Below are 24490 nucleotides of genomic sequence, written 5' to 3' on the forward strand. Positions count from 1 at the left end.
CTGTTTGCTAAGAGTTTTCACATCAATTTACAGATTAACAGATAAACTCTTTATCAACGGCAATGGAATGGCAGAAATGAGAAGTGCAACGGATGGTTAATTATTGCTGGCGTTGCACCCACTCTTTTAGCGCCTGACGTGAAATTTTAATACCACCGTTTTTCAGTTCAGGTGGAAGCGTCAGCCAACGCACCGGTTGCTGAAAACGGGCCAGCTTATCTTTCACCCATTCGCCAAGATCAACGCTTTGATGGTCATACTCCACCACCGCTACCGGTCGATGACCAAACTCCTTGTCCGCAACGGGGACGATAAACACCTGCAAAACCGCAGGATGTGCAGCAATTACACGCTCCACCTCTTCCGGCTGAATACCCTCGCCACCACTGAAGAACAGATTGTCTAAACGTCCGACAATGGTCAGCTTGCCATTATGCATCTCACCGCGATCGCGCGTAGCGTACCAGCCTTCGTCATTCACCAGCGGCACCAGTTGTCCGTTACGCCAGTAACCTTCTGCCATGCTGGCAGCCCGCAGCCACACTTCATCGTTAACGATTTTCACTTCCCGACCGGGCAGCGGCGAACCGACGTCCACCAGACCATCGGCTTCTTTCGCACACACCGTGGAGGCAAACTCGGTCAGACCATAGCCACAAAAGCAACGAATACCCTGCTCGCGCGCCTGTTCCGTCAACTCGACCGGGATCGCCGCGCCGCCAAGCAACACTGCTTTCAGGGAAACGGAACTGCGGTTAACCAGCAAACGCCAGAGCTGCGTCGGCACCAGCGATGCGTGAGTACAGCCTGCCAGCATGTGATCCAACGGCTGTTTATCACGTACCGTCATCCGCGCACCAGCGTATAACCAGCGCCACATAATTCCCTGACCGGAGACGTGAAACAACGGCAAAGAGAGCAACCAGTCATCGTGATCGCCAAACGGAATCAGCGATAACACCCCTTCGGCGCTGGCAAGATGGGCCTGATAAGTATGAACAGCGGCTTTCGGCAACCCGGTGGAGCCAGAAGTTAACGTCATTGAGCACAGACGCGTCGGCTGCCACGCAGCGGCATGTACGCCTTCAACCTGCTGAATATGCAGCGACGTTAACGCCGGAAACGTGTTTTCCCCATCCGGCACCAGCGCAAATTGCAGCGTCAGATTGGGCAGCAATTCTTCAAGCAACGGTTGCGGCAGCTGAGGGTTCACGGGCAACACCCGCGCCCCGCATTGCAGTAACGCCAGCCAGGCGAGCAGCGTTTGCGGCGTATTCCACGCCCGCAACATCACGCCGCTGCCCTCAACAACGCCCTGCGCCGCAAAGCCGGAGGCTAATTCATCGACGCGAGCACAAAGCTCGCGCCAGTTAAGTTGCTCGTCATTAAGACGTAAGGCGATGGCTTCTCCCCGCACTTGCCGCCAGTGACGCCACGGCCAGTCAGAGAAGATCATAACAGCCGCTCCAGTGCATCAACTTCCACTAACGGTAGCGGGCTACCCGGCCAGCGACGAACCTGCTGCGCCTGCATCAGATCCAGCGTGTCCAGCCCCGGAATGGTGTCTGGCGTTAACCAGGCGGCAATCCGCGCCAGTTGCGTTAAGCCTAAGCTCGACTCAATAGAAGAACTGATCACCGCCGTCAGCCCCAACGCGTGCGCCGCCTGCACCTGCTCACGTACTTTCTCCAGGCTGCCCGTGAGCGTGGGTTTGATCACCACCGCTCGCACGCCTTCTTCCGCCATAAAGGCAAAATCCGGCTCACGCAGGCTTTCATCCCAGGCAATGGCAATACCCGTTTCACGGGCAAAGGCGCGGGAATCCTCGCGGGTTTTGCACGGTTCTTCGAGAAACGCGATGCGGCCGCGATAATCCGGGTTAACGTATTTGGCAAACTGCTGGCCTTTCAGCGGCGTCCAGGCGCGATTCGCATCAAGACGCAAATGCAGATCCGGAATGGCCTCCAGCAACAGATTCACCACCATGCCGTCGCGCACCGCTTCGTACAATCCCACTTTGACCTTCGCCACTTTCTCACCTGGCATATCGGCAAGTTTGAGGATCAGATCGTCAGGATCACCATTACACAACGGTGCAGCACGGAAATTTGCCGCCTGTGGTAACGTGTCTGCCAGCTCAGCCAATGCACAGCTTACGCCAAAGGCGACGGAAGGCATTTGCGGTAATTCGCAATCGCCTGCCAGCCAGTTATTTACCCAGGCAAGCAGCACACTTTGCGCCTCTTCCCAGGTTTCCTGACTGAAGCCCGGCAGTGGGGAGATCTCCCCCCACCCTTCGCGCTCGCCCTCGCGCAGGCAAACGTATAGCCCGTCGCGGGTTTTTAACCGCCTGTCGCGCAGAACCACCCCCGCGTCCATGGGGATCTGCCAGCGGTATACCTGCGCGCTACGCATTACGGATTCCGTTTAAATTTGCTGAAATCAGGCTGACGTTTCTGGTTGAAGGCGTTGCGACCTTCCTGACCTTCTTCTGTCATGTAGAACAGCATGGTGGCATTGCCCGCCAGCTCCTGCAGACCCGCCTGACCGTCACAGTCAGCGTTCAGCGCAGCTTTCAGGCAACGCAGCGCCATCGGGCTGTTTTGCAGCATTTCGCGGCACCAACGCACGGTTTCTTTTTCCAGATCTGCCAGCGGCACCACGGTGTTCACAAGGCCCATATCCAGCGCTTGTTTCGCGTCGTACTGACGGCACAGGAACCAGATTTCACGCGCTTTTTTCTGCCCAACAATGCGCGCCATATAGGAAGCGCCCCAGCCGCCATCGAAGGAACCGACTTTCGGGCCAGTCTGACCGAAGATGGCGTTTTCCGCCGCGATGGTCAGGTCGCACATCATGTGCAGAACGTGACCGCCGCCGATGGAGTAACCCGCTACCATCGCGACAACCGGTTTCGGACAGGTACGGATCTGACGCTGGAAGTCCAGCACATTCAGATGATGTACGCCGGAATCATCTTTATAGCCGCCGTAATCGCCACGCACTTTCTGGTCGCCACCAGAGCAGAACGCTTTATCGCCTGCACCAGTCAGAATAATTACGCCGATGTTATCGTCATAACGCGCATCTGCCAGTGCCTGGATCATCTCTTTTACCGTCAGAGGACGAAAGGCATTGCGCACCTGCGGACGATTAATGGTGATTTTTGCGATACCGTCGGTGGATTTTTCATAACGAATGTCCTCGAAACCTTCGGAGCAGTCGTGCCATTCAACCGGTGCGTAAAGCATTGCTTCATCAGGATAAATCATATTGTGTCCTTTAGTCAGAAACGCAAGATCTGCGCCAGACTTGCGATTACGCCAGCGGGATTTTCCCGGTGCGCGTTATGTCCGGCGCGAGGAATGACATGGCAGTCGGCAGCCAGTTCCGCCGCCAGAGCGCGGAATTTGCTGTCACGTTCACCACATAAATAATAAAACGCAAATGTGCGGGCGCTAAGGTTAGCACGTAAATCAGGCTGGACGGCGAGAGAAGTGGCCTCCAGCATAGTAGCAAGCGTTACACCGTTATTGTGGCTACGCAGCGCCACCAGCTCCCGGCGTTGATCGTCATTGAGCGAGGCAAAGACAGGCTGTTGATACCAGTCGGCAAATACCGCCGTTAATGGTTCTGTGCGAAAACGCTGCGCCCATTGGCGATCGGAAAGCAGACGTTCCGTGCGTTGTTCAGCACTTTGCAATCCCGGATGCCCGCCTTCGACCACAACCCCACTCAGCCCCGGCATCCCCTGACAAGCCGCCATCATCGCCACCCGTCCGCCAAGCGAGTACCCCACCAGCCAGAAGTTAAGAATGTTGTAACTAACCAGAGTTTTACGCAGTAAGCCGGTGACATCATCAAATCCATCGACGCTAATTGCTGCCGAACCACCGTGACCTGGGAGATCAACATACAACCGCGAGTAGTCGGCAAACGCCTCGCCCACTTCTTGCCATTCATGGCAATCGCCGGAAAAACCGTGCAAAAACACCAGCCAGGGTAAACCTGGTTTGCCGTGTTTTGCCTGCGCGTGCAGGATCATAAATGGCTTACCTGCGCCAGCAGTTGCTGGAGGGTTTGCGCACCATCGGTGTCGTTAACCACCATTTCAATTACCGTGGTGGTCGGCGTGCGCCAGGCGTCGGCAAGTGCCGTTTCAAGTTCCTGCCAGTTTTGCGGACGATGATATTTCAGCTCGAACATCGCGGCGGCGTGCTCAAAATGGACGTTTTGCGGCATCAGATAGAAACGCTCACGCTCGCTTTTCGGTGTCGGCAGCAGCGAGAAAATTTGCCCGCCGTTGTTGTTCACCACAATTAATACCAGCGGCGCGGAAACCTGGCGCAATAGCGCCAGCGCGTTGAGATCGTAAAGTGCTGAGAGATCGCCCACAATCGCCAGCGTCGGTTTGCCACTGGCCCGCTGAACGCCTGCGGCAGTAGATAGCAGCCCGTCAATACCGCTGGCCCCACGGTTGCTATACACCGGGTAACCCGCCGGAAGTTGCGAGAGCGCATCGATCAGACGTACCACCAGGCTGTTGCCAACAAACAGTTGCCCCTGTTCCGGCAAATAGTCGCTGATGCGATGCGCCAGTTGTGCTTCGCCAAACGCATCGCGACGGGCAATAACCGCCTGCATTGCCTGTTCCGCCAGGCGCGGGATTTCAACGCACCAGGGCTGGCGTTTTTCTGCCGGATGCAGCTCCAGCCAGTCGGCAATATTGGCAATTAAGCGGCGTCCGCGATGGTGTGCCGGATCAAGTCGACCTTCAATGTCATCAACAATCCAGTACTCTTCTGGTTCACAGCTTGCCTGCCATTGCAGGAGCCGTTTGCCCGTCAGGCTGCTGCCCAGTTGCACCACAATCTGCGCCTGTTGCAGTTCGCTTGTCGCTTTGGCATTGCCTAACCAGAGATCGGCACACGGCAGCGGCTGCCCGGTTTGCGACAGGACGTCGCCAATCAGCGGCCAGCCAAGAGTTTGCGCCCACAGAGCAACTTTTTTGCCCTCTTCCGCACTCATGCGACCAGCAACCACCACGCCGCGCTTTTGTCGCCAGAAGAACCAGTCACGCTGTTTTTCACTTTCCAGACGAGGCGCTTCACGCAGCCACGGTTTATCGTCCTGCCACCAGTCGCCAAGACGCTGTTGCCAACTAAGCCCGGTGTCGTCCATCTCGCCATATAGCGGTTCAGCAAACGGGCAGTTGATATGGACTCCTCCAGCATGAAGCGTACCAAGGGCGTGGTCGATAGTAGAGACCAGCCAACGGGCAGAAATATCCTGCGTCGGGCGCGGCAGTGAAATGCTATGCGTAGGATGAGAGGCGAACATTCCCGGTTGACGAATCGCCTGATTCGCGCCGCAGTCAATGAGCTCCGGCGGGCGATCGGCGGTTAGCAGGATCAGTTTTTCTCCGGTTAACCCAGCTTCAATCAATGCCGGATAGAGATTCGCAACCGCCGTACCGGAGGTCACTATCACCGCCACCGGCTGCTTGCTGACTTTCGCCAGCCCCAGCGCCAGATGCCCCAGTCCACGCTCATCAAAATGGGTGTGGTGAATGAATGCGGAATTCTCCGCTGCCGCTAACGTTAACGGTGTAGAACGCGAGCCAGGGGCGATACAAATGTGTCTGACGCCGTGACGCGTTAATGCTTCCAGAATGACCGCCGCCCAGCGTCGGTTAAATGCGCTTACTGACATGAGTTTGTCCGGTATCAATATTGCGGCTAAGTATAAGGAGCTACAAAAATAGATTATTGATATGAATCGGTAATGATGCGACTCATTACTCTTCCATTTGTAATAAAGTACGCAGCCCTGCCGCTTTGTTGTCGATTTCCTGCCACTCTTGCTCGGGGTCGGAGCCACGGACAATGCCCGCGCCAGCATATAACCGCACGACATTGCCGCTAATTTTTGCTGAGCGCAGGGAAACGCAGAATTCGCTTTGTTGTAACGAAAGATAGCCCGCGGAACCGGCATACCATTCACGGGGGAACGGTTCGTGACGGGCGATAAACTGCCGCGCCAGGTCACGCGGTAAGCCCGCAACCGCAGCCGTTGGCTGCAACTGATGTAAACAGATCACATCATCCGCTTTGTTGAGTGAAGTCCAGATACAGCGGCGCAGATGCTGCACTTTACGCAGACGCAGTACCTGCGGTGGTAAAACATCCAGCGTCTGGGTATCGGCCTGCAATCGTTGGCAAATATCTTCCACCACCAGCATGTTCTCGCGCTGGTTTTTATCATCCGCCATCAGCCACTCGCCCAACTGCTGCGCCTGCTTATCATCAGGATGATTTGCTACCGTTCCCGCCAGCGCTTCAGTACGCAGCGCTTTGGCACGCCGCCGCCATAGCCGCTCAGGAGACGACCCCAGAAATGCGGTCTCGCCATCAAAGGCCATAAAGAAATGATAGCAGTTCAGATTGAGCCGACGGCTGGCTGCCATCATCGCCGCTGCGTTAACCGGGCTTGCAAAATGCAGGTCGGTCGCCCGTGCAAGAACGACTTTGTCGAGTTCACCTTCGGTGATGGTTTTCGTTGCCAGTTCGATTAATTGCGTCCAGCCCGTTTTGTCCGGCCAGTGTTGTTCTCGCGTGGTGGTTAAATGTAACCCTGGCAGGGGATTGATACTCACCAGTGTAGCGATAAATTCTTTTGCCTTTATCGCATCGTGCTGAAGGGAGCTTTCGCTGAATAGCGTCAGCCGCAGCGTGGCTTTACCGCCACAGCGTCGCCATTCCAGTCGTGGTAAAAGTAAATTGCCCTGCGACGGGTCAAACGCATTCAGCCCCCAGATGCGTAAATCGGCGTGTTCCGGGTGCTGGCGAAGAAAACGTTGTGCCTGGTCCAACGACGTAAAACAGGTAATCGCGCCCAGGACGGCAGCTTCTTCATCACCATTACGTTGTTGCCAGTAGAATTGCGGATACGTTTGCTGACTGGCCAGCCAGCTCAAGGCATCAAAAGCATCTTTGAGAGGGAAAGGAGTATCAATAACCCGAATGCCGGGTGTCGCTGGAATCTCTTGCGACAAAAGGCGCAGTAGATTTTCCAGCGCCGTAGTGAGTGATTGCACGCGGACCTCTCCCTGTTAAAAGCCTCACATTATACGGGGTACTACAAAAAAAATGCAGTACCCCGGTGTAGGGAGGTTTTAACGGCGTGCCAGCAACAGTCCTAATACCAGCCCAACGGCCGCGCCCACCCCAATTCCTTGCCAGGGTTTTTCGTGGACGTAGTCATCAGCACGATAAACAGCCTGCTTCGCCCGATAGTAATAACTGTCTGAAGCCTGGCTAACCCGTTTTTTCACATCATCCAGCGCTTTTTCTGCACGCGCTTTCAGCTCAACATATTTCTGATCGGCGGGATCGCCAGAGGAGCGGAGCACCTCTTCCAGTGTTTCACTAAGCAGCGTCAGGTCGTCATCGATACGTGTATCACCAAACTGATTAGACATTCTCGTTCTCCATTTGCGTAAAACCTGTCACTAACTATAGACAATGGTTATTGATTACGCCTGAATTACCTCGCGTGCCATCCCAATGTGTGGGATACCATCTTCTTCATAGACCTCCGTCACAGGGATAAAGCCAAAACTTTGGTAGAAGTTTTGCAGATGCGCCTGCGCCCCGAGGTAAACAGGTTTATCAGGCCAGTGACGCGTACATGTTTCGAGTGTTTTACTCATAAGCTGCTGCCCCACTTTTTCGCCACGCAACGCTTCACTGACAATCACCCGACCTATAACGACCGGCTCAAGATCATCATCACTTTTCAGAATCCTCGCATACGCCACCAGTTCATCATTTTTCCAACCGAGAATATGGCGATTATCCCCCGTCAAATCATCACCATCGATATCCTGATAAGGGCAATTCTGCTCGACAACAAACACCGCGCAACGCAGTTGTAATAAGGCATAAAGCTGGGAAACCGATAATTCAGAGTGATGCAGATCTTGCCATTCAATCATAATGCTCTCCTTTTAGATGTATGCCTTATACTAGCCGGAATATTTTTTGAAACGTGATGAACTCATGGAATTAATTTTTTTAGGTACTTCAGCCGGTGTGCCAACCCGTACGCGCAATGTCACGGCAATATTGCTTAACCTGCAACATCCGACCCGGAGCGGTCTTTGGTTGTTTGACTGCGGTGAAGGCACCCAGCATCAGCTACTGCATACCGCCTTTAACCCTGGAAAACTGGATAAGATTTTTATCAGTCACCTTCATGGCGATCATCTCTTTGGTTTACCCGGCTTACTATGCAGTCGTTCTATGTCTGGTATTGTCCAACCCTTAACGATTTATGGTCCGCAAGGTCTCCGTGAATTTGTGGAGACTGCGCTGCGGATTAGCGGCTCATGGACCGATTATCCGCTGGAAATTGTCGAAATTGGCGCTGGCGAAATTCTCGATGATGGCCTGCGCAAAGTGACCGCTTATCCGATGGAGCATCCACTGGAATGTTATGGCTATCGTATTGAAGAACATGATAAACCGGGTGCATTAAATGCCCAGGCATTAAAAGCTGCTGGCGTGCCGCCTGGCCCACTGTTTCAGGCATTAAAAGCGGGCAAAACAATCACGCTGGAAGACGGAAGGCAGATTAACGGCGCAGATTACTTAGCCGCTCCAGTGCCAGGTAAAGCGCTCGCTATTTTCGGTGATACCGGCCCCTGCGATGCCGCACTTGACCTGGCTAAAGGCGTCGATGTCATGGTACACGAAGCGACGTTGGATATAACCATGGAAGCCAAAGCCAATAGTCGCGGCCACAGCTCTACACGCCAGGCTGCGACACTGGCCCGTGAGGCTGGAGTCGGTAAGCTAATCATTACCCACGTCAGCTCGCGCTATGATGACAAAGGTTGTCAGCACCTGTTACGTGAATGTCGGTCAATTTTCCCGGCGACTGAACTGGCGCATGATTTCACCGTGTTTAATGTTTAACTCTGCTTCCTACTAAAAACAGGGCGAAACTTGCCCTGTTATCGCAACCCGCGCCACATATATCCCCCCACACGGGCATATTGAGCGATTTTTGATATTTATTCATCTCCGCACGCACTATATTCAGAGCAATAAGTTGCCTCTTTTTATCTTCATTCAGCACAACCTTTGCAACTAAAAGGAGCCTATGATGGTTACAGTTGTCAGCAATTATTGTCAATTATCTCAAACACAACTCAATCAGACATTTGCAGAAAAATTTACTGTGACCGAGGAATTACTGCAATCTTTAAAAAAAACAGCATTATCCGGAGATGAAGAAAGCATTGAGTTACTGCATAATATTGCGTTAGGTTATGATGAATTTGGAAAAAAAGCCGAAGATATTCTTTATCATATTGTTAGAAACCCAACAAATGAAACCCTATCGATTATCCGACTTATCAAAAATGCCTGTTTAAAATTATATAATTTGGCACATACCGCAACCAACTCCCCCCTAAAACCAGCTGGTCCGGATAATTCAGATAATCTCCTGTTCAAAAAGCTATTCTCCCCGTCAAAATTAATGACAATTATCGGTGATGATATTCCTCTTATATCTGAAAAACAGTCGCTTTCAAAGGTACTTTTAAATGATAAGAATAATGAACTGAGCGATGGTACAAACTTCTGGGATAAAAATCGTCAATTAACCACGGATGAAATAGATTGCTATCTTCAGAAGATCGCCGCTAATGCAAAAAATACTCAAGTCAATTATCCTACTGGTCTCTACCTCCCCGATTCCAACAGCACTTACCTAGAAATCGCTCTCAATGATAATATTAAGAGCGATCCATCATGGCCGAAAGAAGTCCAGTTATTCCCCATAAATACTGGCGGACACTGGATATTAGTTTCGCTACAAAAAATAGTTAATGAAAAAAATAACACACAACAAATAAAATGCGTCATATTCAACTCATTACGTGCACTAGGCCATGATAAAGAAAATTCACTTAAGCGTGTCATTAATAGTTTCAATTCTAAATTCATGGGAGAAATGCCGAATAATAAGAATATAACAGATCATTTAACTGAACAAGAGATAACATTTTTACATGCCGATCTTCAGCAATACTTAAGCCAAAGTTGCGGTGCATTTGTGTGCATGGCAGCCAAAGAAGTAATTGAACAAAGGGAAAGCAATTCTGACAGCGCTCCCTATACGTTATTAAAAAACTATGCTGACAGATTTAAAAAATATTCAGCAGAAGAGCAGTACGAAATTGATTTTCAACATCGACTGACAAACAGAAATTGTTATTTAGATAAATATGGCGATGCAAATATCAATCATTATTATAGAAACTTAGAAATAAAATATTCACAACCCAAAAATAGAGCATCAGGAAAAAGAGTAAGTTAACATCATTGTTAATTAATTCGACCAGTCAGTAAATATGCTGACTGGTCGAACATAGTTTGCTAAAAAGTCATCACTGACTGATGCCAGTCACACCATCCACCAGTTCAATCTGCGGGTATTTCCAGCGTATCGCGGCACGCGATTGCTGGTCTGTTGATGTAGTGGATTGTTATTGCTGTCTTTTCTTACCCTCAGATTTCTGCATCCTGTCAATTCCATCTACCAATAAATAACATAATTTTTTTTATTTCTCATATGAATTCCTTTTTAAAATAGCGAACCCACTGAAAAAATACTTTTTTGTATATTCCTACCAACCGTAATAAAATAAACGCTCATAACTCATTATAAATAATAATGAAATAACGCCCTTTATTGATAATTTACATATGAAAAAAATAACACCTCTTTGTTTTATATCATTACTACTATCACTTCCTTTTATTATTTTTTACCAACCCTGGGTCAATGCATTACCGCCAACTCCCCGACACGCAAGTCCTGAGCAATTAGAAAAAACAGTTCGTTATCTTACACAAACTGTGTATCCCCGTAGTGCAGACATTATTGATAATCTGAATAGGTCCGCAGAGTATATAAAAGAGGTCTTTGTCAGTAGCGGTGCCAGAGTTACCGGGCAGGACGTTCCCATTGTGGATGGCCCCTACAAAAATATTGTAGCTGATTATGGTCCTGCCAATGGACCGCTGATTATTATTGGTGCGCACTATGACTCTGCCAGCAGTTTTGAAAAAGATCAATTAACCTATACGCCTGGCGCGGATGATAACGCCAGCGGCGTGGCAGGATTACTCGAACTGGCACGTTTGTTACAGCAGCAAACACCGAAAACTGGCGTGCAGCTGGTCGCCTATGCGTCGGAAGAACCGCCCTTCTTTCGTAGCAATGAAATGGGGAGCGCGGTACATGCAGCTTCGCTTAACCGCCCAGTACAGTTAATGATTTCTCTGGAGATGATTGGCTATTACGACTCTGCGCCTGGGAGCCAGGATTACCCTTACCCGGCAATGTCCTGGCTTTATCCTGAACGGGGAGACTTTATTGCCGTGGTCGGCAGAATGCAGGATATCAACGCCGTTCGTCAGCTAAAAGCGGCATTGTTGTCATCTCAGGATTTATCTGTTTATTCTATGAATGCCCCAGGGTTTATTCCCGGCATTGATTTCTCTGACCACCTTAATTATTGGCAACACGATATTCCCGCCGTAATGATTACCGACACCGCTTTTTATCGTAATAAACAATACCACTTGCCCGGTGATACCGCAGACAGATTGAATTATCAGAAAATGGCTCAGGTCGTGGATGGCGTTATCACCTTGTTATACAACAGTAAACAATAAAATTTTCTCGAGGCGGGTCCAGAAAAAGCAACATGCGCATTTTATTTTCCCTCATCTGTTTTAAGATGCGAAACATGAAATTCAACGGAGGAAAAATAAATGGGAATGATTGGCTATTTTGCGGAAATCGACTCAGAAAAGATTAACCAACTGCTTGAGTCAGCTGAAAAACCTTTAATGGACAATATTCATGACACGCTTTCAGGATTACGCCGACTGGATATTGATAAACGCTGGGATTTTTTACATTTTGGCCTGACAGGCACCTCTGCGTTCGATCCAGCGAAGAATGATCCGCTGAGTCGTGCTGTGCTTGGTGAACACAGCCTCGAAGATGGCATAGATGGTTTCCTGGGGTTGACCTGGAATCAGGAGTTAGCTGCGACAATCGACCGACTGGAAGCTCTTGACCGAAATGTGCTGCGTAAACAGTTTTCCATTCAGCGACTCAATGAAATGGAGATTTATCCGGGAGTAACCTTTTCAGAAGAGTTAGAGGGGCAACTCTTTGCATCCATCATGCTTGATATGGAAAAATTAATTAGCGCTTATCGGCGTATACTGCGACAGGGGAATCATGCGCTGACGGTTATTGTTGGGTGATGATGTCATGACAAAAAAACCGCCGAACTTGTCGGCGGCTTTCTGACTTACGAACTGACAGCTTACATCAGCGGCATTGCTAACCGAACAATGCTAATCAGCGGTTGTGGCCATACACCCAGCACCAGTACCAACAGTGCAGAGATCAGCACCACGATACCGCCCGCGCTGTACTGCCAGTTTGATGGTGCATCGCGACCCGGTTGTTCCGGGGCGTGCAGGTATAAGCTCACCGCTACGCGCAGGTAGTAGTAGAGGCCAATTGCCGAACCGACAACCACGGCACCCACCAGCCACCACAGGTGTGCCTGGACACCGACCGCCAGCACGTAGAACTTACCGATAAAGCCCAGCGTCATCGGAATACCGGCCAGTGACAGCATCATCACCGTCATCACTGCCGCGAGGATCGGACGATGCCAGAACAGACCGCGGTAAGAGAACAGGGAATCAGCATCCGGGCCACGGTACGGGCTGGACATCAGGCTGACTACGCCAAATGCGCCGAGGCTGCTGAACAGATAACCGGCCAGGTAAACCCCTACCGCTTCCATCGACATCTCGCCGGTTTGCAGCGCAATCAGCGCCACCAGCAGATAGCCGAGGTGAGAGATAGACGAGTAGCCGAGCAGACGTTTAATGTTGGTCTGGCTCAGTGCCATCAGGTTACCGAAGATGATAGAGGCAAAGGCGATAATCGCCAGCACCACGCGAATCGCTTCACTGTCACCCACCGGAGCGTAAAGGAACAGACGCATCACCACGCCGAAGATAGCGATTTTGCTCGCCGTCGCCAGGAAAGTGGAAACCGGCGCAGGCGCGCCCTGGTATACGTCTGGCGTCCACAGGTGGAACGGCACCAGAGAGAGTTTGAAGCCAAGGCCGACAATCATCAGGCCAAAACCTGCCAGTAACAGCGGCTCGTTGAGCATGCCGTCGCCGAGGTTTTTACCCAGTGCAACAAACGACAGGTCGCCAGACTGCGCGTACACCAGTGCCATACCAAACAGCAGGAAAGAAGATGCTGCAGCAGAAAGGATGGTGTATTTGATACTGGCTTCCAGCGAACGTTTCTGGCGGAAAGCGTAACCGACCAGGCCAAACAGCGGCAGAGAGATCAGTTCGATACCGAGGAACAGAGACGCCAGATGGTTGGCATTCGCCAGCAGGATCCCGCCCAGAGCGGCAATTAACACCAACAGGTAGAACTCGTCCTTGTTGTCGTTATAGCCTTCAAGCCACGGGTAGGCGAAAGTACAGGTGGCGAGGCTCGCCAACAATACAAGCCCAGTGTAAAGCATGGCGAAACCATCAACGCGCATCAGCGGCGTAACGTCCATAGCGCCAGCCTGGCCGACAAACCAGAGCGAAACCAGCGCCGCGTTAAGCCCAATAACCGAGAGCGTAGCGTTGAGGAAATGATTGCGTCGCCACGCAATGGAGAGCATCACAACCACCACCGTCAAGCCGACGATCAGCAACGGTAGCAGTGCGATCAGGTTTTGTGGAGTTATTGTCATGGCGATTTACGGCCTTGTAGTAGTAACGGAATTAACAAACCACTGCTGGATATTGCCAATCGCGGAGTGCGAGGTATCCAGAATCGGCTGCGGATAGAAGCCCAGCAGTACCAGCAGCACCACCAGCAACAGGATCATAAACAGCTCACGCAGCGACATCCCTGGCAGTTCCTGGCTGGCAATCTGGCTTTTCGCTTTACCGAAGTAAGCGCGATGAAGCATCGCCAGCGAATAAACAGATGCAAAGACCAGCCCAAAGGTAGAGATAACGGTAATCACCGGGACAACCTGGAAGCTGCCGAACAGAATCATAAATTCGCCGACGAAGTTACCGGTGCCTGGCATCCCAAGCGTTGCCACTGCAAAGAACAGTGACAGTGCTGGCAGCCATTTCATTTTGCTCCACAGACCGCCCATCATGCGCATATCGCGGGTGTGGATACGTTCATAAAGCTGACCGCAAAGAATAAACAGACCCGCCGCCGACAAGCCGTGAGCAATCATCTGAATGACCGCGCCCTGGTAGGCTAACTGGCTGCCGGTGTAGATAGCAATCAGCACGAAGCCCATGTGGGAAACCGAGGTGTAGGCGATCAGACGTTTGATATCGGTCTGGGCGAAGGCCATCCACGCACCGTAGAAGATGCCGATAACACCCAACCACATGGCGATTGGCGCGAACTCTGCCGACGCGTTCGGAAACAGTGGCAGAGAGAAACGCAGCAAACCGTAAGCGGCGGTTTTCAGCAAGATCCCCGCGAGGTCAACGGAACCGGCAGTCGGTGCCTGAGAGTGCGCATCCGGCAGCCAGCCATGCAGCGGAACCACCGGCATTTTCACCGCAAATGCGATGAAGAAGCCCAGCATCAGCAGGTATTCCACGCCGTTAGACATCGGCGTATTCAGCAGCTCTTCATAATTGAAGGTCCAGACGCCGGTCGCATTGTAGTGAACAAAAACCAGCGCCAGGATAGCAATCAACATCACCAGACCACTCGCCTGGGTGTAAATGAAGAACTTGGTTGCCGCCGTGATACGCGTTTTACCGTCAGAAGCTTTATGCCCCCACAGTGCGATCAGGAAGTACATCGGCACCAGCATCATTTCCCAGAAGAAGAAGAACAGGAACATGTCGATGGCAAGGAACACGCCGATAACGCCGCCCAGGATCCACATCAGGTTGAGGTGGAAGAAGCCCTGATATTTTTCGATCTCTTTCCACGAACAAAGTACCGCCAGCACGCCGAGCAGACCGGTCAGCACGACCATCAGCAGCGACAGACCATCAATGGCGAGATGAATAGAGATACCAAAACGCGGGATCCACGGCATGTCGAATTCAGACTGCCACTGCGGAATTCCGGCAGATTGCGTCAGTGAATAACCGCCCTGCAACCACAGTTGCAGCGACAGCGCCAGCGTCAATCCCATGGTGATCAGCGCGATCCAGCGTGGCACCTTGACGCCAAAGCGTTCGGTCTGCCAGCACAGGAAGCCGCCAATAAAGGGGATTAGTATTAACCAGGGTAATAACATAGCTAAGTATGTCCCTTATATTTACTCCTGCTCAGGCTATCTCACTCGCCAGCCCGAATCCCGGCAGTGCTCGCAATCCTCACGTACTTAAGTACGCTCCGGTTGCTGTGCGCTGGCGGTATCCGGTCTGACTTCGCCGATGACGCCTGTACTTCAGGAACAGTTACCTAAAATTTATTCTTAGTTCACAGACCCGGCGCAACGCCGGGTATATTCACTCAGCCAACAACTCAACGCAGTACCATCAACAGTGCCAGCACCACGACCGCACCGATGCTCATGGATGCCACATACCAGCGCAGATAACCGTTCTCGCTTAACAGCAGACCTTTACCTGCAAAGCGGGAAAGGACAGCCGGGATGTTCATCATTGAGTTCAGCGGATCGCGTTTCAGCAACCAGGCAATACCCAGGAACGGCTTGACGAACACTTTGTCGTACAGCCAGTCAAAGCCCCAGGCGTTGTACCACCAGGTACCCAGCAGACGGCCCGGCGCACTGTTGGCGATGGAGGTCACCAGAGTACGTTTACCCAGCCACAGCCAGGCTGCCAGCAGAATACCAACCACCGCGACCACGCCAGAGGTAATTTCCAGGGTCAACATGCTGCCGTGCGCCAGTTCCGTAGTTTGCGGAAGCACGCCCTGCAGCGGCGGTACAATCAGTGCGCCAACGAAGGTGGAAAGGATCAGCAGCACAATCAGCGGCAGGCTGTGAGTAATCCCTTTCACGGCGTGAGCGTGAATTTGTTCTTTCCCGTGGAAGACGATGAAAATCATACGGAAGGTGTAGAGCGAGGTCATAAACGCACCGACCAGACCTGCCACCATCAGATTGATATGACCATTCGCCATCGCACCGGCGAGGATCTCATCCTTACTGAAGAAGCCCGCAGTAACCAGCGGCAGTGCCGACAGTGCTGCACCACCCACCAGGAAGCAGAGATAAACCAGCGGAATAGATTTACGCAGACCGCCCATCTTGAAGATGTTCTGTTCGTGATGGCAGGCCAGAATGACGGAACCGGATGCCAGGAACAGCAGCGCTTTAAAGAACGCGTGGGTCATCAAGTGGAAAATCGCCGCATCCCATGCCTGTACGCCAAGCGCGAGGAACATGTAGCCAATCTGGCTCATGGTAGAGTAAGCGAGAACACGTTTGATATCGGTCTGTACCAGCGCGGCAAAACCGGCCAGCAGCAGCGTAACTGCCCCGACAATACCCACCAGATGCAGAACTTCTGGTGTCATCAGGAACAGGCCGTGGGTACGGGCGATCAGGTAGACACCCGCGGTTACCATCGTTGCGGCGTGGATCAGCGCGGAGACAGGCGTCGGGCCAGCCATCGCGTCGGCAAGCCATGTCTGCAACGGTAGCTGCGCAGATTTACCAACCGCACCGCCCAGCAGCATCAGCGTCGCCCACATCAGCATGTTATTGCCGTCAGCAAAGTGCGCGGGTGCCAGTTCCACCATTTCACGGAAGTTCAGCGTGCCCAGTTCGTTGTAGAGAATGAACAGCGCGAAAGCGAGGAACACGTCACCCACACGGGTCACGACAAACGCTTTCATTGCCGCTGCGCCATTCTTCGGATCGGTGTAATAGAAACCGATCAACAGATAGGAGCACAGGCCCACGCCTTCCCAGCCGAGGTACATCAGCAGCAGGTTGTCGGCAAGAACCAGAACCACCATGCTGGCGATAAACAGGTTGGTGTAGGCGAAGAAGCGAGAGTAGCCCTCTTCACCACGCATATACCAGGAGGCGTACATGTGAATAAGGAAACCGACACCGGTGACCACCGAGAGCATGGTCAGCGACAGGCCGTCCAGCACCAGATTGAAACCGATGTTAAAGTCGCCTACCGACATCCATGTCCACAGCGGCTGGCTGTATGCCTGCTCGCCGTTAGCGAAGAAGTCAACGCCGATAAAGGCGGTTACCAGCGCCGCCAGGCCCACAGAGCCTACGCCCACGATCGCCGAGACATTTTCAGACCAGCGCCCACGGGAGAACGCCAGCAGGACGAAGCCAATCAATGGCAAAATAATGGTTAAGGCAAGCATGTTCATCCGCGCATCTCACTTACTGAATCGATGTTCAGGTTCTGGCGACGACGGTGAAGTTGCAGCAGCAGCGCAAGGCCGATACTCGCTTCCGCCGCCGCGAGGCTGATGGCGAGAATGTACATCACCTGACCGTCGGTCTGGCCCCAGTAGCTTCCGGCGACCACAAAGGCCAGCGCAGAGGCGTTAATCATGATTTCCAGACCAATCAGCATAAAAAGCAGATTGCGACGGATAACCAGACCGGTTAAGCCAAGAACGAATAAGATTGCCGCGAGGATCAGTCCATGTTGTAAGGGGATCATGCGTGCTCCTCCGTTTTTCTTTTCGCGCTGTCGTCTTTACGATTGCTCAGCACTTCACCCGCACGCTCTTCACGACCGACGTGGAAGGCCACAACCAGACCAGCCAGCAGCAGCATAGAAGCCAGTTCCACCGCCAGTACGTAAGGCCCGAACAGCGTAATACCCACTGCTTTAGCACTGATTGGCGTACCGTCGATACCCTGATCGTTAACACCGAGAATGGCGTAAACAATCACCACCAGCATGATGGCTGACAAAATTGCCGGACCAATCCACACCTGCGGTTTCAGCCACTGGCGTTCCTGTTCGATTTCCGAACCGCCCAGGTTGAGCATCATCACCACGAACACGAACAGCACCATAATGGCACCCGCGTAGACGATAATTTCCAGCGCACCGGCGAAGTAAGCGCCCAGTGAGAAGAACACCCCGGAAATCGCCAGCAGCGAAATAATCAGGTACAGCAATGCATGTACCGGATTGGTATGGGTGATCACTCGCAAGGTCGCAAGTATGGCTATCAGGCCACAGATATAAAAAGCGAACTCCATTGCCCCTCTCCTTACGGTAACAGGCTCTTGACGTCGATAGGCTTGGCTTCGTTCTCTGCTTCGCCCTTATCTTTGCCGTCGATTGCCATACCTGCCATCCGGTAGAAGTTATATTCCGGGTATTTGCCCGGACCGGAGATCAGCAGATCCTCTTTCTCATAAACCAGATCCTGGCGCTTGTATTCCCCCATTTCGAAATCCGGGGTTAACTGAATCGCCGTGGTCGGACAGGCTTCTTCGCACAGACCACAGAAAATGCAGCGTGAGAAGTTGATGCGGAAAAATTCCGGATACCAGCGACCGTCTTTGGTTTCTGCTTTTTGCAGCGAGATACAGCCGACCGGGCAGGCTACCGCGCAGAGGTTACAGGCTACGCAACGCTCTTCGCCGTCCGGGTCGCGGGTCAGAACGATGCGACCACGATAACGGGGCGGCAGATAGACCGGCTCTTCCGGGTACATTCGCGTTTCGCGTTTGGCGAACGCGTGCAGGCCGATCATCCAGATACTACGAACCTGGGTGCCGAAACCTACTAACAATTCTTTTAAGGTCATGGTCTTAGTGCCCCTTATTGCGCCTGCCAGAGAATGACAGCCGCCGTTACCAGCAAGTTGATCAGCGTCAGCGGCAGGCAGATTTTCCAGCCGAAGGACATTACCTGGTCATAACGCGGACGCGGTAACGACGCACGAATCAAAATGAACATCATCATAAAGAACGCGGTTTTCAGCGCGAACCAGATGAATGGCGGTAAGAACGGGCCTTGCCAGCCACCGAAGAACAGCGTCACCATCAATGCGGAGATGGTCACAATCCCGATGTATTCGCCCACGAAGAACAGACCGAACTTCATGCCGGAATATTCAATGTGGTAACCATCCGCCAGTTCCTGCTCGGCTTCCGGCTGGTCAAACGGGTGACGGTGACACACCGCCACGCCCGCGATGGCAAAGGTAATAAAACCAAAGAATTGCGGGATGACGTTCCACACGTGCGCCTGGCTGTTAACGATGTCGGTCATGTTGAATGAACCGGCCTGCGCCACCACGCCCATCAGGGAAAGCCCGAGGAACACTTCGTAGCTCAGGGTCTGCGCAGAAGCACGCATCGCACCCAGCAGCGAGTATTTGTTGTTACTTGACCAGCCCGCAAACAGCACCGCGTAAACCGCCAGACCTGCCATCATCAGGAAGAACAAAATCCCGATGTTCAGGTCGGCAACCACCCAACCCGGACTGACTGGCACAATCGCAAAGGCCAGCAGCAGCGAGGTAAAGGCAATCATCGGTGCCAGGGTAAAGATGACGCGATCCGAGAATTTCGGGATCCAGTCTTCTTTAAAGAACATTTTGATCATGTCCGCGACCAGCTGGAGCGAACCGCCCCATCCAACACGGTTAGGTCCGTAACGGTTCTGGAACAGACCCAGCAGGCGACGTTCGCCAAAGCTCATGAATGCCCCGCAGGTGACAACCACCAGCAGGATCACCACCGCTTTGAGGATGGTCAGCAGGATCTCAATCAGTTCCGGTGATATCCAACTCATTGTTGTGCCTCCTTGAGATCCTCAAGATGCGCGCCAGCCAGCACCGGAGCAATGCCGGACATGCCCATCGGCAAGCCCACCTGCCCTGCCGTCAGTCCTTCGGCGATTTCAACCGGCAGCGTGACCGTGTTGCCATCGTAACTAAAGGAGACGCGTGTACCCCCGTTCACCCCCAACTTCGCGGCATCCGCGGGGTTGAGTTTGATGTACGGCTGCGGCATACGGCTCTGGAAGACCGGAGCACGCTGTGACAATTCATCGCTGCCAAACAAGTGGTAGTACGGCGCGATACGCCATTTCCCTTCCTGCGGCTGGAAGCGTGCCGGTACGCTGGTGAAGTAATCCAGACCGTTTTCGCTGGTTTCAAACAGACGCACGCCCGGATCGCCAAAGCGCAGTTTGCCGCCCACTTCGTCCTGGAATTTGTTCCACGCCTGCGGGGAGTTCCAGCCCGGTGCCCAGGCAAACGGCACTTGCGAACGGTGCGCGGTCGGCTGGTTGTTACCTTCCATCGAGAAGGTGAACATGGTGTCAATATCCTGCGGCTGACGCGGCTCATGAACGCTGATGTTGGCGCGCATGGCGGTACGACCGCTGTAACGGTGCGGCTCACGGGCCAGTTTCTGCCCACGAATACGGAATGTCGCATCCGGCGCAGCATCTTTGATACCTGCCAGTTCCGGGATTTTCGCCACAACAGCGTCAATCACATGGTCGAGCTGCGTCCAGTCCACTTCACGGCTTAGCAGCGTACTGTGCAGCGAGTGCAGCCAGCGCCAGCTTTCCAGCATCACAGTTTTGCTGTCGTAATAGGCCGGATCGTAAACCTGGAAGAAACGTTGGGCACGGCCTTCGTTGTTGATCACCGTACCGTCGCTTTCAGCAAAGCTGGCGGCGGAAAGCACCAGATGGGCGTTTTCCATGATCGCCGTACGTTGATGGTCAACCACCATCACCAGCGGCGCTTTCGCCAGCGCAGCATTCACGCGGGTAGCGGAAGCGTGACGATGCAGATCGTTCTCCAGCACCACCACCGCGTCGGCGCGTCCGGTTTCCAGTTCGGTCAACGCTTCTTCAAGCGATCCACCGCCCATAATGCCCAGCCCCATGCTGTTGACGGAACGGGCAATCATGGTGATACCGACGTCAGCGCCGCGACCTTTCAGGGCTTTCGCCACGTTAGCCGCTGCCTGAATCACTTCAGCGCTACCAGCGTTCGTCCCGGAGATAATTAACGGTTTCTTCGCACCTGCCAGTGCCTGCACGATGACGTCGATTTTGCTTTGCAGTTCAGGCTCGATACCCTCAACCGCTGGCGCGGAGTTATCCAACGCATGAGCAATGGCAAAACCTAAACGCGCCTGATCTTCAACCGGTGCGCGGTAAGTCCACGCCGCGATATCATCCAAACGGGTGTCATCAACGTTAGTCACAAACAGCGGATGCTTCGCACGTTGGCCAATGTTGAGGATTGCCGCAATCTGCCAGTCAGCCACTTTCTGTGCTGCCGCCATTTCGCGTGCTTTACCTTTCACCGCCTGACGCACTGCCAGAGCAACGCGCGCACCGGTCTGGGTAACGTCTTCGCCCAGCACCAGTACCGCATCGTAAGATTCAATTTCGCGTAAGGCCGGAGTATAAATGCCGCCTTCGCGCAGCACTTTTAGCGCCAGTTGCAGACGTTCCTGCTCACCGTGAGCGATACCGGTGTAGAAGTTTTCTTCGCCCACCAGCTCACGCAGCGCAAAGTTGCTTTCCACGCTGGCACGCGGAGAACCGATGCCGATGACTTTCTTCGACTGACGCAGAATATCTGCCGCGCCCTGCATTGCCTGTTCGGCGTTGAGGGTAATGAAATCATCGCCACGACGCTGTACTGGCTGACGCGGACGGTCTTTCAGGTTGACGTAGCCGTAACCGAAACGACCTCGGTCGCAGAGGAAGTAGTGGTTTACCGTACCGTTGTAACGGTTTTCGATACGACGCAGTTCGCCATAACGCTCGCCGGGGCTGATGTTACAGCCGATGGAACATTGCTGGCAGATGCTCGGCGCAAACTGCATATCCCATTTACGGTTATAACGCTCGGAGTGCGTTTTGTCGGTGAATACGCCGGTCGGGCAAATTTCGACCAGGTTACCGGAGAATTCGCTTTCCAGGGTGCCGTCTTCCGGGCGACCGAAGTAGACGTTGTCATGTGCACCGTAAACGCCCAGATCTGTACCGTCAGCGTAATCTTTGTAGTAACGCACGCAGCGGTAGCAGGCGATGCAACGGTTCATTTCGTGAGAGATGAACGGCCCCAGATCCTGATTGCGGTGGGTACGTTTGGTGAAACGGTAGCGACGGAAGCTGTGTCCGGTCATCACGGTCATATCCTGAAGATGGCAGTTACCGCCCTCTTCACATACCGGACAATCGTGCGGGTGGTTGGTCATCAACCACTCGACCACGCTTTCACGGAACTGTTTCGCTTCTTCGTCGTCAATGGAAATAAAGGTGCCATCGGAAGCCGGTGTCATACAGGACATCACCAGGCGACCACGCGTGTCTTCCGCGTTTTGGTATTGCTTCACCGCACACTGGCGGCAAGCACCGACGCTTCCCAGCGCCGGATGCCAGCAAAAGTAAGGAATATCAAGGCCCAGAGACAGACAAGCTTCCAGCAGGTTGTCCGCTCCGTTAACCTCGTATTCTTTGCCGTCTACATGAATTGTAGCCATTAGCATGCTTCCAGTTTTCTCAGTCAGAGACTGAGCGTTAATCGAAATTCGGTTACCAGCGCTCTTTCAGCAGGTTCGGCTGAATCCCATTAATCAAATGGGTATTGCTGAACGGCTGTTTGATTCCCGCCTCAAATTCTTCGCGGAAATATTTGATGGCGCTCTGTAACGGCTCCACTGCACCAGGTGCGTGGGCACAGAAAGTTTTACCCGGACCCAAGAATCGACACAGTTGCTCAAGTGTTTCGATATCACCCGGCTGACCTTCGCCACGCTCCAGCGCGCGCAGAATTTTCACGCTCCACGGCAGACCATCACGGCACGGCGTACACCAGCCGCAGGACTCACGGGCGAAAAACTCTTCCAGGTTTCGTACCAGCGACACCATGTTGATCTCGTGATCAACCGCCATCGCCAGCGCCGTACCCAGACGGCTGCCCGCTTTACCGATACTTTCGAATTCCATCGGCAGATCAAGGTGCGCTTCGGTCAGGAAGTCAGTGCCCGCACCGCCTGGCTGCCAGGCTTTGAATTTTAGGCCGTCACGCATACCACCGGCGTAATCTTCGAGGATCTCGCGTGCGGTAGTGCCGAACGGCAGTTCCCACAGGCCCGGATTTTTCACCCGACCGGAGAAGCCCATCAGCTTGGTGCCAGCATCTTTGCTTTTCGAGATGTTCTGATACCACTCCACGCCGTTAGCGAGGATCGCCGGAACGTTACACAGGGTTTCGACGTTGTTGACACAGGTCGGTTTGCCCCAAACGCCAGAGGTTGCCGGGAAGGGGGGCTTCGAGCGTGGGTTAGCGCGACGCCCTTCCAGGGAGTTGATTAACGCTGTTTCTTCCCCGCAGATGTAGCGCCCTGCCCCGGTATGGACGAACAGTTCGAAATCGAAACCTGTTCCCATAATGTTTTTGCCGAGCAGCCCTGCTTCGGTGGCTTCGGCAATGGCACGGCGCAGATTCACTGCCGCCTCGATATATTCGCCACGCAAGAAGATGTAGCCACGGTAAGCTTTCAGCGCAAATGCGGAGATGAGCATACCTTCCACCAGCAGGTGCGGCAGTTGCTCCATCAGCAGGCGGTCTTTATAAGTGCCCGGCTCCATTTCATCGGCGTTACACAGCAGGTAACGGATGTTCATGGATTCGTCTTTCGGCATCAGGCTCCATTTCAGGCCAGTCGAGAAGCCCGCACCGCCGCGCCCTTTCAGGCCAGCGTCTTTAACCTGATTGACGATCTCGTCCGGAGACAGCCCGGTCAGCGCCTTACGCGCGCCTTCGTAACCGTTTTTGCTGCGATATTCGTCCAGCCACACTGGCTGTTTGTCATCACGCAGACGCCAGGTCAGCGGATGCGTTTCGGGAGTACGGATAATGTTTTTCATTTATACCGCTCCAGCAGTTCAGGAATCGCTTCCGGGGTCAGATGCGCGTGAGTGTCCTCATCGATCATCATGTTTGGCCCTTTGTCGCAGTTCCCCAGGCAGCAAGTTGGCAGCAGCGTAAAGCGACCGTCAAACGTCGTTTGCCCTGGTTTGATGTTCAGTTTTTTCTCCAGCGCCGCCTGAATGCCCTGGTAACCGTTAATGTGACAGACCACGCTGTCGCAATAACGGATCACATGGCGACCAACCGGCTGGCGGAAGATCTGGCTGTAGAAAGTAGCCACGCCTTCGACATCACTTGCGGGAATACCCAGAACGTCAGCGATCGCGTGGATCGCGCCGTCTGGCACCCATCCACGCTGTTTCTGAACGATTTTCAGCGCTTCAATGGACGCCGCACGCGGGTCTTCGTAGTGGTGCATCTCGTGCTCAATCGCTTCACGCTCAGCCGCACTCAGCTCAAAAGCCTCGGTTTGTGGTTGTTGATTCTCGTGCAT

At 53.1% G+C, this 24490-nt stretch carries 22 protein-coding genes; 4 read left to right on the forward strand and 18 right to left on the reverse strand.

Translation table 11 applies throughout. From position 1 onward, the window contains the following. Nucleotides 1–100 precede the first annotated feature (100 nt). The 8 genes from menE to QUF14_RS14640 all read right to left on the reverse strand — a co-directional run bounded on the left by menE (nt 101) and on the right by QUF14_RS14640 (nt 7996). The gene (gene menE, locus QUF14_RS14605) at nt 101–1456 is read right to left on the reverse strand and encodes an o-succinylbenzoate--CoA ligase (RefSeq protein ID WP_000577551.1); all 1356 of its coding nucleotides are present in this window, start codon (nt 1454–1456) and stop codon (nt 101–103) included. Next, on the reverse strand, nt 1453–2415 hold the full coding sequence (menC, locus tag QUF14_RS14610; RefSeq protein ID WP_001255604.1) for an o-succinylbenzoate synthase: 963 nt from the start codon (nt 2413–2415) through the stop codon (nt 1453–1455). The genes menE and menC overlap by 4 nt, the downstream gene beginning before the upstream one ends. Beyond that, nucleotides 2415–3272, reverse strand: coding sequence for a 1,4-dihydroxy-2-naphthoyl-CoA synthase (menB, locus tag QUF14_RS14615; RefSeq protein WP_000640000.1), 858 nt, complete (start codon nt 3270–3272; stop codon nt 2415–2417). Before menB ends, menC begins: the two co-directional genes overlap by 1 nt. A 14-nt stretch (nt 3273–3286) precedes the next feature. Beyond that, nucleotides 3287–4045, reverse strand: coding sequence for a 2-succinyl-6-hydroxy-2,4-cyclohexadiene-1-carboxylate synthase (gene menH / locus QUF14_RS14620; protein ID WP_000600516.1), 759 nt, complete (start codon nt 4043–4045; stop codon nt 3287–3289). Next, nucleotides 4042–5712 (reverse strand): 2-succinyl-5-enolpyruvyl-6-hydroxy-3-cyclohexene-1-carboxylic-acid synthase, encoded by a 1671-nt coding sequence (gene menD, locus QUF14_RS14625; protein WP_001354789.1) that lies wholly within the window; start codon nt 5710–5712, stop codon nt 4042–4044. The genes menH and menD overlap by 4 nt, the downstream gene beginning before the upstream one ends. Before the next feature lie 85 nt (nt 5713–5797). After that, nucleotides 5798–7096: an isochorismate synthase MenF gene (gene menF / locus QUF14_RS14630; RefSeq protein ID WP_001191447.1), complete on the reverse strand. Its 1299-nt coding sequence runs from the start codon at nt 7094–7096 to the stop codon at nt 5798–5800. A 78-nt stretch (nt 7097–7174) separates the two neighbouring features. Further along, a complete protein-coding gene (gene elaB / locus QUF14_RS14635) occupies nt 7175–7480 on the reverse strand; it encodes a stress response protein ElaB (protein WP_000070621.1) in 306 nt (101 codons plus the stop codon). Nucleotides 7481–7534: 54 nt separating this feature from the next. Next, on the reverse strand, nt 7535–7996 hold the full coding sequence (locus tag QUF14_RS14640; RefSeq protein WP_000574094.1) for a GNAT family N-acetyltransferase: 462 nt from the start codon (nt 7994–7996) through the stop codon (nt 7535–7537). A gap of 64 nt (nt 7997–8060) precedes the next feature. On the opposite strand from QUF14_RS14640, the gene rbn reads away from it, so the two are divergent. The 4 genes from rbn (at nt 8061) to QUF14_RS14660 (ending at nt 12356) form a co-directional block, all read left to right on the forward strand. Then, nucleotides 8061–8978: a ribonuclease BN gene (rbn, locus tag QUF14_RS14645; protein WP_001353072.1), complete on the forward strand. Its 918-nt coding sequence runs from the start codon at nt 8061–8063 to the stop codon at nt 8976–8978. Between the two features lie 187 nt (nt 8979–9165). Beyond that, nucleotides 9166–10389, forward strand: a complete 1224-nt coding sequence (gene elaD, locus QUF14_RS14650; RefSeq protein ID WP_100733811.1) for a deubiquitinase ElaD — start codon at nt 9166–9168, stop codon at nt 10387–10389. Nucleotides 10390–10778: 389 nt separating this feature from the next. Next, nucleotides 10779–11753, forward strand: coding sequence for a M28 family metallopeptidase (locus QUF14_RS14655; RefSeq protein WP_024212045.1), 975 nt, complete (start codon nt 10779–10781; stop codon nt 11751–11753). Nucleotides 11754–11852: 99 nt separating this feature from the next. Continuing rightward, entirely contained in the window at nt 11853–12356 is a 504-nt protein-coding gene (locus QUF14_RS14660; protein WP_000525343.1) for a YfbM family protein, read from the forward strand. Between the two features lie 62 nt (nt 12357–12418). On the opposite strand, the gene nuoN is transcribed toward QUF14_RS14660, so the two are convergent. The 10 genes from nuoN to nuoE form a co-directional block, all read right to left on the reverse strand. Next, nucleotides 12419–13876: an NADH-quinone oxidoreductase subunit NuoN gene (gene nuoN, locus QUF14_RS14665; RefSeq protein WP_000156701.1), complete on the reverse strand. Its 1458-nt coding sequence runs from the start codon at nt 13874–13876 to the stop codon at nt 12419–12421. Between the two features lie 6 nt (nt 13877–13882). Then, nucleotides 13883–15412, reverse strand: coding sequence for an NADH-quinone oxidoreductase subunit M (gene nuoM, locus QUF14_RS14670; protein ID WP_000926437.1), 1530 nt, complete (start codon nt 15410–15412; stop codon nt 13883–13885). 230 nt (nt 15413–15642) lie between these two features. Then, nucleotides 15643–17484, reverse strand: coding sequence for an NADH-quinone oxidoreductase subunit L (gene nuoL, locus QUF14_RS14675; protein WP_001056608.1), 1842 nt, complete (start codon nt 17482–17484; stop codon nt 15643–15645). After that, complete coding sequence (gene nuoK / locus QUF14_RS14680) at nt 17481–17783, reverse strand: NADH-quinone oxidoreductase subunit NuoK (RefSeq protein ID WP_000612644.1); 303 nt, start codon at nt 17781–17783, stop codon at nt 17481–17483. Before nuoK ends, nuoL begins: the two co-directional genes overlap by 4 nt. Beyond that, nucleotides 17780–18334 carry an NADH-quinone oxidoreductase subunit J gene (gene nuoJ / locus QUF14_RS14685; protein WP_000393511.1) on the reverse strand — a complete coding sequence of 185 codons (555 nt, stop codon included), beginning with the start codon at nt 18332–18334 and terminating at the stop codon, nt 17780–17782. The genes nuoK and nuoJ overlap by 4 nt, the downstream gene beginning before the upstream one ends. 11 nt (nt 18335–18345) lie before the next feature. Continuing rightward, nucleotides 18346–18888, reverse strand: a complete 543-nt coding sequence (gene nuoI, locus QUF14_RS14690; RefSeq protein ID WP_000172749.1) for an NADH-quinone oxidoreductase subunit NuoI — start codon at nt 18886–18888, stop codon at nt 18346–18348. 14 nt (nt 18889–18902) lie between these two features. Further along, the gene (nuoH, locus tag QUF14_RS14695) at nt 18903–19880 is read right to left on the reverse strand and encodes an NADH-quinone oxidoreductase subunit NuoH (RefSeq protein ID WP_000118503.1); all 978 of its coding nucleotides are present in this window, start codon (nt 19878–19880) and stop codon (nt 18903–18905) included. Next, complete coding sequence (nuoG, locus tag QUF14_RS14700; protein ID WP_001354793.1) at nt 19877–22603, reverse strand: NADH-quinone oxidoreductase subunit NuoG; 2727 nt, start codon at nt 22601–22603, stop codon at nt 19877–19879. Before nuoG ends, nuoH begins: the two co-directional genes overlap by 4 nt. A gap of 52 nt (nt 22604–22655) precedes the next feature. Then, a complete protein-coding gene (gene nuoF / locus QUF14_RS14705) occupies nt 22656–23993 on the reverse strand; it encodes an NADH-quinone oxidoreductase subunit NuoF (RefSeq protein WP_000789502.1) in 1338 nt (445 codons plus the stop codon). Next, the gene (gene nuoE / locus QUF14_RS14710; RefSeq protein ID WP_000545042.1) at nt 23990–24490 is read right to left on the reverse strand and encodes an NADH-quinone oxidoreductase subunit NuoE; all 501 of its coding nucleotides are present in this window, start codon (nt 24488–24490) and stop codon (nt 23990–23992) included. Before nuoE ends, nuoF begins: the two co-directional genes overlap by 4 nt.

The sequence above is a fragment of the Escherichia sp. HH091_1A genome (genome assembly GCF_030295175.1).
Lineage (GTDB): Bacteria > Pseudomonadota > Gammaproteobacteria > Enterobacterales > Enterobacteriaceae > Escherichia > Escherichia coli_F.

What these genes read in the sequence shown, in the direction of transcription:
- menE (WP_000577551.1), bottom strand. Translation starts at nt 1,456, where the DNA reads ATGATCTTCTCTGACTGGCCGTGGCGTCACTGGCGGCAAGTGCGGGGA.
- menC (WP_001255604.1), bottom strand. Translation starts at nt 2,415, where the DNA reads ATGCGTAGCGCGCAGGTATACCGCTGGCAGATCCCCATGGACGCGGGG.
- menB (WP_000640000.1), bottom strand. Translation starts at nt 3,272, where the DNA reads ATGATTTATCCTGATGAAGCAATGCTTTACGCACCGGTTGAATGGCAC.
- menH (WP_000600516.1), bottom strand. Translation starts at nt 4,045, where the DNA reads ATGATCCTGCACGCGCAGGCAAAACACGGCAAACCAGGTTTACCCTGG.
- menD (WP_001354789.1), bottom strand. Translation starts at nt 5,712, where the DNA reads ATGTCAGTAAGCGCATTTAACCGACGCTGGGCGGCGGTCATTCTGGAA.
- elaB (WP_000070621.1), bottom strand. Translation starts at nt 7,480, where the DNA reads ATGTCTAATCAGTTTGGTGATACACGTATCGATGACGACCTGACGCTG.
- QUF14_RS14640 (WP_000574094.1), bottom strand. Translation starts at nt 7,996, where the DNA reads ATGATTGAATGGCAAGATCTGCATCACTCTGAATTATCGGTTTCCCAG.
- rbn (WP_001353072.1), top strand. Translation starts at nt 8,061, where the DNA reads ATGGAATTAATTTTTTTAGGTACTTCAGCCGGTGTGCCAACCCGTACG.
- elaD (WP_100733811.1), top strand. Translation starts at nt 9,166, where the DNA reads ATGATGGTTACAGTTGTCAGCAATTATTGTCAATTATCTCAAACACAA.
- QUF14_RS14655 (WP_024212045.1), top strand. Translation starts at nt 10,779, where the DNA reads ATGAAAAAAATAACACCTCTTTGTTTTATATCATTACTACTATCACTT.
- QUF14_RS14660 (WP_000525343.1), top strand. Translation starts at nt 11,853, where the DNA reads ATGGGAATGATTGGCTATTTTGCGGAAATCGACTCAGAAAAGATTAAC.
- nuoN (WP_000156701.1), bottom strand. Translation starts at nt 13,876, where the DNA reads ATGACAATAACTCCACAAAACCTGATCGCACTGCTACCGTTGCTGATC.
- nuoM (WP_000926437.1), bottom strand. Translation starts at nt 15,412, where the DNA reads ATGTTATTACCCTGGTTAATACTAATCCCCTTTATTGGCGGCTTCCTG.
- nuoL (WP_001056608.1), bottom strand. Translation starts at nt 17,484, where the DNA reads ATGAACATGCTTGCCTTAACCATTATTTTGCCATTGATTGGCTTCGTC.
- nuoK (WP_000612644.1), bottom strand. Translation starts at nt 17,783, where the DNA reads ATGATCCCCTTACAACATGGACTGATCCTCGCGGCAATCTTATTCGTT.
- nuoJ (WP_000393511.1), bottom strand. Translation starts at nt 18,334, where the DNA reads ATGGAGTTCGCTTTTTATATCTGTGGCCTGATAGCCATACTTGCGACC.
- nuoI (WP_000172749.1), bottom strand. Translation starts at nt 18,888, where the DNA reads ATGACCTTAAAAGAATTGTTAGTAGGTTTCGGCACCCAGGTTCGTAGT.
- nuoH (WP_000118503.1), bottom strand. Translation starts at nt 19,880, where the DNA reads ATGAGTTGGATATCACCGGAACTGATTGAGATCCTGCTGACCATCCTC.
- nuoG (WP_001354793.1), bottom strand. Translation starts at nt 22,603, where the DNA reads ATGGCTACAATTCATGTAGACGGCAAAGAATACGAGGTTAACGGAGCG.
- nuoF (WP_000789502.1), bottom strand. Translation starts at nt 23,993, where the DNA reads ATGAAAAACATTATCCGTACTCCCGAAACGCATCCGCTGACCTGGCGT.
- nuoE (WP_000545042.1), bottom strand. Translation starts at nt 24,490, where the DNA reads ATGCACGAGAATCAACAACCACAAACCGAGGCTTTTGAGCTGAGTGCG.